General features: G+C 37.8%; 12 protein-coding genes. 5 read left to right on the plus strand and 7 right to left on the minus strand.

Translation table 11 applies throughout. From position 1 onward, the window contains the following. Positions 1-8: 8 nt before the first annotated feature. Positions 9-1,265, minus strand: coding sequence for an acetate/propionate family kinase (locus HFP47_RS04615; protein WP_002814776.1), 1,257 nt, complete (start codon positions 1,263-1,265; stop codon positions 9-11). Positions 1,266-1,421: 156 nt separating this feature from the next. On the opposite strand from HFP47_RS04615, the gene HFP47_RS04620 reads away from it, so the two are divergent. Then, positions 1,422-2,285, plus strand: coding sequence for an N-acetylmuramoyl-L-alanine amidase (locus HFP47_RS04620; protein WP_011680000.1), 864 nt, complete (start codon positions 1,422-1,424; stop codon positions 2,283-2,285). Continuing rightward, positions 2,285-2,584 carry a hypothetical protein gene (locus tag HFP47_RS04625; RefSeq protein ID WP_096639304.1) on the plus strand — a complete coding sequence of 100 codons (300 nt, stop codon included), beginning with the start codon at positions 2,285-2,287 and terminating at the stop codon, positions 2,582-2,584. The genes HFP47_RS04620 and HFP47_RS04625 overlap by 1 nt, the downstream gene beginning before the upstream one ends. Positions 2,585-2,643: 59 nt before the next feature. On the opposite strand, the gene HFP47_RS04630 is transcribed toward HFP47_RS04625, so the two are convergent. From HFP47_RS04630 to HFP47_RS04645, 4 genes are all read right to left on the minus strand, one after another. Continuing rightward, entirely contained in the window at positions 2,644-4,836 is a 2,193-nt protein-coding gene (locus HFP47_RS04630) for a Tex family protein (RefSeq protein ID WP_179876117.1), read from the minus strand. Positions 4,837-4,959: 123 nt separating this feature from the next. Next, entirely contained in the window at positions 4,960-5,391 is a 432-nt protein-coding gene (locus HFP47_RS04635) for a universal stress protein (RefSeq protein WP_010290893.1), read from the minus strand. A 341-nt stretch (positions 5,392-5,732) separates the two neighbouring features. Continuing rightward, positions 5,733-6,209: an MscL family protein gene (locus HFP47_RS04640; RefSeq protein WP_102753777.1), complete on the minus strand. Its 477-nt coding sequence runs from the start codon at positions 6,207-6,209 to the stop codon at positions 5,733-5,735. Positions 6,210-6,369: 160 nt separating this feature from the next. Continuing rightward, the gene (locus HFP47_RS04645; RefSeq protein WP_179876118.1) at positions 6,370-8,664 is read right to left on the minus strand and encodes a carbohydrate-binding domain-containing protein; all 2,295 of its coding nucleotides are present in this window, start codon (positions 8,662-8,664) and stop codon (positions 6,370-6,372) included. Between the two features lie 432 nt (positions 8,665-9,096). Here HFP47_RS04645 and HFP47_RS04650 point away from each other — a divergent pair, with 432 nt between their 5' ends. The 3 genes from HFP47_RS04650 to epsC are packed head-to-tail and all read left to right on the plus strand — an operon-like array spanning position 9,097 to position 11,669. Then, positions 9,097-10,011 carry a PLP-dependent cysteine synthase family protein gene (locus HFP47_RS04650; protein WP_096639307.1) on the plus strand — a complete coding sequence of 305 codons (915 nt, stop codon included), beginning with the start codon at positions 9,097-9,099 and terminating at the stop codon, positions 10,009-10,011. Positions 10,012-10,021: 10 nt separating this feature from the next. Further along, complete coding sequence (locus HFP47_RS04655) at positions 10,022-11,161, plus strand: PLP-dependent aspartate aminotransferase family protein (protein WP_011680005.1); 1,140 nt, start codon at positions 10,022-10,024, stop codon at positions 11,159-11,161. Positions 11,162-11,174: 13 nt separating this feature from the next. After that, positions 11,175-11,669, plus strand: coding sequence for a serine O-acetyltransferase EpsC (gene epsC, locus HFP47_RS04660; protein ID WP_014324855.1), 495 nt, complete (start codon positions 11,175-11,177; stop codon positions 11,667-11,669). Between the two features lie 814 nt (positions 11,670-12,483). On the opposite strand, the gene HFP47_RS04665 is transcribed toward epsC, so the two are convergent. Beyond that, complete coding sequence (locus HFP47_RS04665; RefSeq protein WP_179876119.1) at positions 12,484-12,741, minus strand: hypothetical protein; 258 nt, start codon at positions 12,739-12,741, stop codon at positions 12,484-12,486. Between the two features lie 82 nt (positions 12,742-12,823). Next, positions 12,824-13,024, minus strand: coding sequence for a cold-shock protein (locus HFP47_RS04670; RefSeq protein ID WP_114665800.1), 201 nt, complete (start codon positions 13,022-13,024; stop codon positions 12,824-12,826). Between the last annotated feature and the right edge of the window lie 57 nt (positions 13,025-13,081).

Consider the following 13,081-nt stretch of genomic DNA (forward strand, 5'->3'; position numbering starts at 1 on the left):
CCAACTTTTTATTTTGTGTTTTGTAATGTTACCACATCACGTGCAATCATTAATTCCTCATTTGTCGGAATCAATAACCCAGTTACTTTAGAACCGGATGTTGTTATAATTGTTTCTTTACCACGAACATTGTTTGCTTCTTCATCTAGATCAACGCCCGCAAATGCCAATGATTTCAATACTTTAGCACGTGTTACTGCATCGTTTTCACCGATACCTGCTGTGAAAATAATAGCATCCACACGACCTAGTTCAGCAAAATACTGCCCTGCATAACGAATCACACGATCGTAGAACATATCCAATGCCAATTGCGCATGAGTATTGGTTTCCTGAACATTTTCCAAATCACGCATATCACTTGAAATAGTTGAGATGCCTAATAGACCAGATTTTTTATTTAAGACATTAAGCATTTCTTCATTTGAAAGGCCTTCACGTTCTTGAATATAATAAATTAATGATGGATCCACATCCCCAGAACGAGTCGCCATTGTCAAGCCAGCAAGTGGTGTGAATCCCATTGACGTATCGTATGACTTACCATTTTTAATTGCCGTTACTGACGCTCCAGCACCTAAATGAAATGAAATCGCATTAAACTCGTCTAATGGTATTCCTAATTTGTCTGCCGCACGTTCAGTTACATAACGATGTGAAGTTCCGTGCGCACCATATTTACGAGCACCGTAGCGTGCGTAGTATTCATATGGCAAGCTATATAGATAATTCTTTTCAGGCATTGTTTGATGAAATGATGTATCAAACACTGCAACAGAAGTCGCATGTGGCAACAATTTTTGGAATGCTCGAATCCCCATTGCATTAGCTGGGTTGTGCAATGGTGCGTAATCAGCTAAGCGATCTATCTTAGATAACACGTCATCATCAACAACAACTGAATGATTGAACCACTCACCACCAGCAACAACGCGATGGCCAACACCTGTTATTTCTTGAAAATCTTTAATAATTCCTAAATCTGATAATTTTTTTAACATCAAATCAATTGCTGCATGATGATCTTTAATTGGTAATTCAGCTTCGTATTTCTGATCACCACTTTTTGTTAATGAAATTGTACCATCTTCAGTACCAACCAAACGAACAGGTTCAACATCTGCACCATACTTAACTGTGATGATTGCATCGTCCATACCAATTCGTTCGATTACCCCTTGTGTAATAACTGTTTCCTCGGGCATTTCTAACAATTGAAACTTAAGTGAAGAACTTCCGGCGTTTACTGCCATTATTTTTGACATCTGCGTCTACTCTTTTAATCCTTTTCTTTTCTAAAACTATATTATACAGTAAATTTAAGATAATAACGATAATATATTCCAAATTAAGTAAGCGTTTTCAAAAATAAAAATATGGTAAACTACTATATATAAATAGAAAATGTGCGCAAGGATATTATGGTTAAAAAATGGCTTTTAAGTAATTTGATTGGCATCATCATTACTGTCAGTATATTAATTACAGTAGTAGGATTAATTATTTCACTCGTTTCAAAAGAAGAGATTATTACCCATCCCAACAATGTTCAGTTTCGAAATGGCCCTGGGCGACAATACAAATCATTAGCTTCACTAAAAAGTGGTACACGACTAATTGTGATAGACAAGAAACACGGCTGGTGGCAAGTCCGCCGTTCTGACAATGAAAAAGTCGGCTGGGTGGCCAGTTGGGTGGCAAATTCAACCATCTTAAAAACAGCAAAACCGATTAGTGAAGCCACTATTGTTTTAGACCCTGGTCACGGCGGTTCTGATACTGGTGCCCTATCATCAAACGGCAAGTATAAAGAAAAAACATACACTTTACGTACTGCCAGGCATGTTAGGGCAGCCTTAAAACCTACTGGTGCTCGTGTCATCATGACAAGAGATAGTGATAAAATTGTGCCACTTTTGAAAATAGCCATTCCTGGCGAAAAAAATAAAGCCGATGCACAGATATCCTTTCACTTTGACTCTTCAGCAGAGGGTACCAAAGCAACCGGTATTTCACAATATTATTATCACAAAAATTCTAAAACGCTAGCAGAAGTAGTTAGTTCCTCGTTAAATAATATGCCTTTGAATAATCGAGGTGTTGATACAGCTGCTTATATAGCAATAAAAAATACTAGTCAACCTGCAATCTTACTTGAAAATGGCTTCATCAATAACAATGCTGACTTGAAATATATTCGTAAAAGCAGTTATCAAAAGAAAATTGCCAAAAACTTAACTACGGCCCTAACGACTTACTTTAAACAAAACACGGAGATGAAATAATGTCACTATTTAAAAAAGCAACATCACAAATTGAAGAGAATGCAGCTAATCAAGCCACAGAAACAGTTGAAAATCGTCTAGATGGTATGATTGTCCAACCGTTTGCTTATAAAAAACTACTTATTATCTACCGTATCGAACAATATCCTAGTACTAGTAATCACATTGAAAACAAAATATTATCATTTGATCGCAAAGAACCATTGTCCGAAGCTCGTTATAACGAAATTATTACTCGCTTGAAAAACGATGAAAGTGATCGTATCGCCATTGTTAATATCTTACCTCTAGTTGATTAATGAAAATTAAAAACCTTACCCGCTAAGCGGTAAGGTTTTTTTATTACAACCAACGTCTGTTATTGCGGCGCCAACATGGTTAATCCAATGCGATTTCTTTTTTCATCAACATCAACAATCCAGACCTCAACAATATCACCAACAGATACAATTTCAGATGGATGTTTAATACGACGTGTACTTATTCTAGAAATATGCACAAGTCCATCGTGTTTGACGCCCAGATCCACAAATGCGCCAAAATCCACAACATTGCGAACGGTACCTTGTAGTTTCATACCTGCTTTCAAATCTTCAATGTGCATAACATCAGATTTTAGCAATGCCCCTACCATTTCTGAACGACCATCTCGTCCCGGCTTTTGTAAGCTCATAATCATATCATGCAACGTTTGTATACCAACATCTAATTGCTCCGCTGTGTGCTCATTATCTAATCGGTTCAATACCGTATTAGCTTCATCTGTCGCTAAGTTTACTGGGTTTATGTTTGCTAATGACAATAACTTTTTAGCAGCGGTATAACTTTCTGGATGAATATCCGTGTTATCTAATATATTCTTACCATCCACAATACGTAAAAATCCAGCAGCCTGTTCATACGCTTTAGGTCCTAAACGTGGTACTTTCTTGATTTGTGTACGTGATGTAAATTCACCAAAGTCGTTTCGATAATTAACGATATTTTGAGCCAAATTCTTATTTAGGCCTGCAATGTGAGCTAATAACACAGGTGAGGCTGTATTTAAATTAACACCAACTTGGTTAACTGCTGTTTCGACAACGTTGTCTACTTGTTCATCTAGTGTTTTTGCATTCAAATCATGCTGATATTGACCAACACCAACGGACTTTGGATCAATCTTGATTAATTCAGCTAACGGGTCCTGAATCCTGCGCCCAATAGAAATCGCACTGCGCTCTTCCACGTGTAAATCAGGAAATTCTTCCCGCGCCTGCTCGGAAGCAGAATAGACTGAAGCGCCCGCTTCGTTGACAATGGTATACTTTACACCGGCTGGCAAATTTTCCGCAACAAACTCTTCAGATTCACGAGACGCTGTGCCATTCCCAATTGCTACCAGCTCTATCTTGTAATCTGATACCAATTGTTTGAAAGTGTTAATTGCTTCGGACCGTTTCTGCACATTAGCTGGTTTATGCGGATAGATAACCTGCTTAGCTAAAAACTTGCCATTGCTGTCAATAATTGCTAATTTTGATCCTGTACGAAATCCTGGATCAAAACCCATCACAATTTTATTCTTCAGAGGTGCTTGCATCAAAAGATGATAAAGATTGTCACCAAATACCTTAATGGCTTGCTCTTGTGCTTGGCTTGTCAATTCTTGTCTAATTTCTCTTTCGACTGCTGGACGAATAAAACGTTTATAAGCATCTTCAATGGCATGTTGTAATATCTCATATCCTTGGCCTGTCGGATTTTGCCCGTTCAACTCTTTCGTTTGAATAAAGTGCATCATACGCGCCTCAGAAAAATCAATTTTCACTGATAATATGCCCTCTTTTTCACCTCTGTTCACTGCTAAAATACGAAATTTATTGTTGAGAAGTGATTTAATTGTTTCAGTAAAATCGTAATATTGCTCGTAAACTTTTTGCTCATCTTTTCCAGCCATACCACGCTTTAAGCTAGAAACCAACAACCCATCTACAGCCATTCTCAAGCGTAGCCATTGACGATAATTAGCATTTTCACCGATTTGTTCAGCCAAAATTTCATGCACTCCTGCACGCACATCGACCATAGTTGGTAAAGCTTCATTAACGTTATTTCGAAAATCATCATCAATATTACTATTAATATGCGTCATTAACCAGTCGGCAAGTGGTTGCAGACCATTTTCTCGTGCAACCATCGCTCTGGTCCGACGTTTTTGTTTATATGGTAAATATATATCTTCTAGTCCCTGAAGCGTCTGAACGTCTTGAATACTCTTTTGCAAAGCATCAGTCAATTTGCGTTGTTCAAAAATGGCTTTCAAAACTGTATTTTTTCGTTCTACTAATTCTTTTGACCTTTTTGCAATAGATTGGATATCACGAATCTGTACTTCATCCAGTTCACCCGTCATTTCTTTTCGATATCTAGCGATGAAAGGGACAGTTGATCCTTCGTTAAGCAAGGTTAGTGTAGCATTAATTTGCTTTTTAGTTATATTCGTTACTTTAGCCGCAACACTTTGCGCAATAACGTCTTGCGTTGGCTCATGTTGTATTAATTCTGTCATGTTTAGTGTGTTTCCTCCACAAAAACTATTATACTAGATTACTGCTGGAATATATTTAGAATAATAATCATAACCGCACAAAAAAACACTACTAAAAAAGTAGCGTAATCATCTTTGTCAAATCTATTGTACTAGCAATACACTGGTTTCAGCATGCTCTGAAACATATCGAGCCGTTGAACCCATGAATACACGCATGACAATATTAGTACCGGTTTTTCCCATTACGATTAAATCAGGACTGAGTTGTTCTGGGACCTGATCAGCCAAAACAAATCGAGCATCACCTTGTAGGACATGTGTATCAACTGCAATTTCAGCGTCTTTGACAACAGCTGCTGCCTCATCAAGTTTTGCTGATGCTGTATTAGTCATTCTCTGCACCAAAGAATCATAAAAAGATTGGTCAGAGTCGTAATAAGTGATGGTTGGATACTGAATTACATTAACGATATCTATTTTAGCATCAAACTTCTTTGCCAATTCAACGCTAAAATCGACTGCTCTTTGAGCTGCTTCGCTACCGTCTATCGCAACAACAATTCTACTAATCATAAGTGCTTCCTCTCTGATATAATCATGCATGCTACGCTACTCAAATAAATTATCTGTTAGCATACCATCGTTTTGAGTAACAAAAAACAACTTGCTTTTTGACGAAAACTGCCCTATATTCTCACTTTGGGGAACATAAACATCATCTTGCTTAAACTAGTCATTTAACATCATGCACGTGGCAATACTTGTAAACTAATAGCATAAACTACGAACAAGTTGTTTTGGGGTCAGCTAACCGTCTTTAGAAACTCACCTAACCTATAACTTCAGTATAACCCTTATTGATTTCTTTTGCAAACGCTTACAGGTAGGCCAAAAAGCCCTCTGCTTGACATGAATCAATCCTTTTTCTCCTCAGTTTGATTCAATAATTTTTCTTGCAGATTAACTGATTTCTTGAGCAGCTCATTGGTTTCATGCTGTATCTTAATTAACTTTTTCGTTTCTTCAAGTTGTGCGTTATAACCCAAAGTCTCTGAGGCCTCTTTGATTAAAAATTTATTGACCAATTTAACAAAGAAAAAGACACATGCAGCAATAGTACATAACGTTAGAAAGTTTTCAAAAACACTACGTAATGGATCTAAGACTAAGTTGCTTTTGGCCGAGTGGTTTTTTGAAAATAGCAGTAAAGACAAATAATAAAACAAATTAGAAGCAAAACTAATCACACTTTTGATTAAATCAGTCAAACTACCACCGACAATGACACCTATAGATAATTGAATAATAGCTGGAGAAGTTATAAACTTTCTAAATTCATTAACTTGTTCGGTAGCAATATTATCAGTTATTGGTAGTTTTATTTTTTGCATATTTTTCATCCCTTTTAGTCTGCCATTAGTATGATGACAAAATAATGTTTAATAATTACCTGTTTATTATTCCATGTTGCACTAAATTTTTCAACCAACCGTTCTAATCAAAAAACCGTTTATAATAAACGGTTTTTCTAACGATTCATGAAAATAATAATTATTTAGTCTCTTTTGATGTTCTATACTTAGTTCTTAATCCTGCTAACAAACCAACTTGTACCAGTATCGCAATTAAACTAGATAGCACACTAGCGTTACTAGTCCCTGTTTTTGGTAAGGATGAGGATGATGAAGTAGTAACTTTTGTACTCTCGGCTTTGTCATCATTTTCGTTTGTTATTGATGTTTCATTAGTAGCAGTCGTCACTGATGAAACATTTTCTGCAGGGTCATTACTTGTTTGAAGCGTTTGTTCAGCATCGTTGCTTTCTAAATCAGCCGTAACTGTTACAGTGCTGTCCGGTGACTCAACTGTATTGGATGAGTTTGTGTCCGTTTCGCCAACAGCGTCTTCTGCAACTACTGTTGAACCATCTTCTGTTTTGGGCGCTGACGATGTGGCCGAATCATTATCTACTGGCGCACTGTTATTAGTTGATTCTTGGGCATTATTTTCAGAAGTACTTGGGATACTCTCTCCTGATGGTGCTGACGGTGCACTATCCGGCTTATTTGCAGGTGCTTCTCCACCAGGAAAACTACCACTACCTGGAAAAGTTCCTTGACCAAATTGTCCATCTGGTGGTGTCCCCATGTTGCCCATACCACCTTCAGCGGTCATACCTGAGCCACCACCTTGACCAGCAATGATATCCGTTGAGGTACCGTTAACGCTTACTTGATACGTTTCACCGGATACAATGCCCTCCGTTGATATATTTAGATACGTTGTCGCGTCAGGAATAGTTGTGGAGAAAATTTCCTGCCCATCTTTTGAAATAACAATTGTTGACCCAGCTGTTACGGATCCAATAGCTACATAGCTTTGTGTTGATTCCGTATCTGGCGTCCCTTCTGTTCCGGTACCACCCCAAATAATTGTTCCACCTGTAAATGTAATTGTACCATCTGCATCAAGCGCACCATTATCAGGCGTTGAATTAATTAAATCTATGATTGTACCGCCACTAATATTGATGTCACCGTTGGAATCTAGCCCATCACCATTTCCTCGAATGGTTAAGATGCCACCGTTAATATTAATTGCTTGTGTGTCAGTAGATCCTGCATCGTATTTAGTTTGATCTAACTGAGCATTGATAATATCGTCACTTGAATTCAGGTTAATCGTTCCACCGTTAATTGTTACGATTTCCCCTTCCAAAGCTTCATATGACTTAGTAATATTTAACGTACCAGAATTAATAGTTAAGGTGCCATCAGAGGATATACCATTCATAGTTGAACTAATATTTAAGGTACCATCACCATCAATTGTTAAGTCACCATTAGCATATATGGCGCCATTCGGATTTGTTGTATCTAATGACTCTTCATCTTCAACGACTACAGAAGTTGTGATATTGTTTGTACCCACTACTTCAATCGACAAACTACCAAATTGCTTACCATTAAGCACAGCACCAATTTGGTTGGCTAAATCAACATTGTTAAATACTAACTTTACTGCCGCAGTTACTGGTGCGTTAACAATTATTTGTGCATCAGTCGCTGTACCCTCAATATTGTAAGTTCCAGCTTCGCTAATTGTGACTGTGTTTCCATCACTAGTTGCACCATCTCCTGTAATTATCGCTGAGGATGAATTAAATGTTATATTACTCGTGTTTCCCGTAGATGCACTTAACGTATTACTTGTTGTGTCAGTCACACTACTTGTTATATCACCTGTGCTATCAGCTGTTGATGCATCCGTCGCACTGCTTGTTGTGTCACTTGTACTATCAGCCGTCGTTGATGCATCCGTCGCACTGCTTGTTGTGTCACTTGTACTATCAGCCGTCGTTGATGCATCCGTCGCACCGCTTATTGTGTCGCTTGCACTATCTGTTGTTGATGATTCGTCTGTCGCACTGCTTGTTGTGTCACTTGTGCTATCAGCCGTCGTTGATGCATCCGTCGCACCGCTTGTTGTGTCGCTTGCACTATCTGTTGTTAATGATTCGTCTGTCGCACTGCTTGTTGTGTCACTTGTGCTATCAGCCGTTGTTGTTTCGTCTGTCGCACTGCTTGTTGTGTCACTTGTGCTATCAGCCGTTGTTGTTTCGTCATCTGTCGCACTGCTTGTTGTGTCACTTGTGCTATCTGTTGTTGATGCTGTGTCTGTCGTATAAACAGCGTCTGTCGATGTGGTATCCGCACTAGCAGTGATCTGACCAAGACCACCAATAACTAAGGCAGATAAACCAGCAAATAACCAAACCTTACCAGCCTTATACATTTTATAGCGTTTTGAAATAACAGCATGTGCAACCTGAGACTTTTTATTCATTTTTTTCCTCACTTATTCAGTAGTGTTTTACCAGCAGAGATTAAATTACTCATTGAAAGTCACATCATTGTGACAACCCTTAATTGGCATACGTTTATCATATAGACTGGAAATTAAAAGAAGATTAATTTAAAATTCTATCAATATTAAAATCACTTCCAACATTGTTTGACAAAATATTTTATCTATAGTATATTTAACTCAATTCATAACTAGGAGTTCATTATGGTGTTACCTTTTGCTACATTTAATTCAACATGCTGCAGTACAACGCGTTTTCGATGTTGTACTGTTTATTGAGCATGAATTTTTTGGGTATATCATAACTTAAAATTTTCTACTTACACAGTTAAACTATCAAAACGCGGGAATTCAATTGAATTTTCGCGTTTTTTGTTTGCTTTTTACTAAGAAAATATACAAGGATACATTATGCTAATCAAAAACATACATCAATTAGTTGGCCAAACACCGTTAATTGAACTGCAAATACCTGTTCCAAACCAAAGTCGCATTTTTGCAAAACTGGAGATGTTCAATCCTGGTGGTAGCATTAAAGACCGTTTAGGACAATTCTTAATATCAGATGCTTGGCAGCGAAATCTAATTAATCAAAATTCAACGATTATTGAACCGACTGCCGGAAATACTGGTATTGGCTTGGCATTAGCTGCGCAACAATATAAATTACCAACCATTCTTGTTGTACCTGAGAAATTCAGCGCTGAAAAACAGCAACTCATGAAAGCATTGGGCGCAACAATCATCAACACACCTTCTAACGAAGGTATTAAAGGTGCCATTTCCAAAGCAAAATCGATAGCAGCGGAAATTGAAAACAGCTACTTGCCAATGCAATTTGCTAATCCTGCTAATCCTGAAACATATTACAAAACGCTAGCACCAGAAATCGTTACAGATTTGAAAAACGAAAAGATTGATGCTTTTGTTGCTGGTGCTGGTAGTGGTGGAACTTTTGCTGGAATTGCCAAATATCTGAGTGAATATGATGCAACTATAAAAAATATTGTTGTAGAACCCGAAGGATCTATTTTAAATGGTGGCCCAGCACATGCTCACCGTACAGAAGGTATTGGTGTTGAATTTGTACCACCATTCTTCGAATCAATTCACATTGACAAAACATTAACTATTAGCGATGACAATGCCTTTCAGCAAGTTCGATATGCTGCCGAGAACCTAGGACTTTTTATCGGTAGTTCAAGTGGCGCGGCCTTGGCTGCTAGCCTACAGATGGCAGAAACTTTGCCGCCACAAAGTAATATTGTCACGATATTCCCAGACAGCAGCGAACGTTACATGAGCACAAACATTTATGGAAACTGAGGAAAGAAAAATGAAATTTGATACACAACTTATTCATGGTGGCATTAGTGTTGACCAATCAACTGGCGCCGTATCTGTCCCTATTCATATGGCTTCAACCTTTAAGCAAACTAAAATTGGCGAGGCAAAATATGAATATTCAAGATCTGGCAACCCAACCCGTGAAGCCGTAGAAAGCTTAATTGCAGACTTAGAAAATGGTACTGCTGGCTTTGCTTTTGCATCAGGATCTGCGGCGATAAGTACTATTTTTTCACTATTTTCATCTGGGGATCACATTATTGTTGGAAACGATGTTTATGGTGGTACATTTAGGCTAATTGACAATGTCCTAAAAAGAACAGGTCAGACATTTACAATTGTCGATACCCGTGATTTATCTGCTATTCAGGAAGCTATTCAAGATAATACTGTCGCCATTTACCTTGAAACACCAACTAATCCTCTATTACGCATTAGTGATATCAAGGCAATTTCCGAACTTGCTCATCGTCATAATTTATTAAGTATTGTTGACAACACATTTGCTTCTCCTTATGTACAAAAGCCAATTGACCTAGGTGTGGACATTGTTGTTCACAGCGCTTCAAAGTACTTAGGTGGTCATAGCGACCTCATTGCCGGCTTAGTTGTTACTAAAGGTGAGAAACTTAGTGAGAAAATTAAGTTCTTACAAAATGCGATTGGTGCAATCTTGGCCCCTCAGGAAAGTTGGCTCCTACAACGAGGTATGAAAACGCTTGGATTAAGAATGCGTGCTCACCAGTCAAATGCGCAAACAATATTTGATTACCTTAAAACACAAGATAAAGTTGGTAAAATATATTTCCCTGGTGATCCTGATAATCCTGACCATGCTTTAGCCAAGCAACAGATGAATGGTTTTGGTGCCATGATTTCATTTGAGCTAAAGGCTGGGCTGGATCCAGAACAATTCATTAGTAACTTAAAAATCGTTACCTTAGCAGAGAGTTTAGGTGCACTTGAAAGCCTAATTGAAATTCCAGCTAAAATGACTCACGGCGCCATTCCTCGTAATATCCGGCTATCTCATGGCATTCAAGACGAACTAATCCGTCTCTCTGTGGGTGTTGAAGATATTGAAGATTTAATTGAGGACCTAGAACAAGGTTTTAATCAATTGAAATAATAGTGGAGAAAAAATGTTTTTTACTGCTAAATCAATTCTAAAGCGCGACCCAGCCGCAAAAAGCCTTATGATGGTGATTTTAACTTACCCTGGGTTACATGCACTGTGGTTTCATCGCGTTGCTCATTGGCTTCATATTCATCACCGTTATTTGCTCGCTGCCATCATTGCTCGTTGGTCAGCCAAACGAACTGATATATTTATTGCCCCCGGTGCACAAATTGGTCGTGGCGTATTTATTGATCACGGTGTAGGTGTTGTTATTGGTGAAACTGCAATTATTGACGATGGTGTAACCATATTACATGGTGTCACTCTGGGTGCTCGTCATGCGGTGACAGAACGTAGACACCCTCATATCGAGAGCTACAGCTTCATTGGTGCTCATGCGCAAATATTGGGCAATATTACTATTGGTGCAAATAGTAAAGTTGGTGCTAATGCTGTGGTTTTAAACGATGTTCCCGCCTATTCTACTGCTGTGGGTAATCCTGCACGCCTAGTCTAGTATTACCCCCTTCTATATAAATATAATGATAAAAAGCGACGAGACGTTAATCTAGTCGCTTTTTATCGAGATCACTTACCTCGGTACCAATGCGTCATTTTTGGATTATATCTAACCACTTACCTAACACGTATTACAAAAATAACCTTTCAATCTCGAATCGGTTATCAATTTATGATATACCGTGCCAAAAGGAAAAAGAGCAAGCCCATGTTGAGCTTGCTCTTAATTTATCTGGATAATATTAAGGGTATTAATTACTTAACGGCTACTATATAAGTGTGTTTTAATGTGTTTGAACACCACTGTACAGGCATTGTTAATAAACAAATTGCTTCATAATAAGCCAGATATTTGTTACTATTTCCCCAAATTTTCCCCAAAATAAAAAGCCGACTAGATTGATTTCTAGCCGGTTTTTTAACGAGTTTCATCTATATAAAAACCTAGCAGGATGCGCAATAAATTGATAATCACCTTGGGAGGATATTATCATGGAGTTTGACTGCCAGCTAGGCGTAAAATAATTCTACTATATTGACATGCATTTTTGCAAGTAAAAAGCCTAACAGATGAATAAGCGAACAAAAATAACTCAGGTAATTATACTTATAGAGCGAAGAAAGTCTGTTAGGCTTAAAAATAATTATACACTACTAATTTTAAAAAGTGTTTTTAAATATTTTGTAATAAAAAGACCCGATAGGGGTAAAGCTTCTCGGAATGCTATCGGGCCGCGTAATTACTTTTAATATAATTACATGATTATTTTAACCAATAAATTCTCCGAAAACAATAACTAATATTAAATCCATCAAAAATCACCAAGTTCCACACTTACGTTTGTTTCTGTTTTGATACGTTTTGCTAATTCCGGCATACGATTCTTTTCAGATTCAACGTACCTACCTATTTGTTCAGAATGTGTCGCCATACCTATTTTGGCGTATTCAAAGAACACGTTTAACTGCTTGGAATATCTTTGATACACGATGCGCACCCAATATAGGGTATTCTTCTGTTTCGTGAATCGCTTCTTGATTTCTTCGATTAGTTTGTCGTCGTAGTTCATAATGTCACCTCTATGACATTATACGAACGCTTGTTCTTTTTTGCAAATAAAAAAAGCCCACCTGCGTGAACTTTCCGATTTATTAAGCTTTAACGATATTAACAGCTTGCAAACCACGATCGCCATTCTCAACACCGAAAGTCACTGACTGACCTTCATCAAGCGTCTTGAAGCCATCACCTTGAATAGCTGAGAAGTGAGCGAAGACATCATCACCGTTTTCACGTGTGATAAATCCGAAACCCTTATCGCCATTAAACCACTTTACTGTACCTGTTTCCATTATATGTTTCTCCTTTGGTGCAATCACCAATTTATTTGTAATTTTAAATAATTGGTA

The organism is Leuconostoc sp. DB-1, assembly GCF_013414845.1.
Classification (GTDB): domain Bacteria; phylum Bacillota; class Bacilli; order Lactobacillales; family Lactobacillaceae; genus Leuconostoc; species Leuconostoc mesenteroides.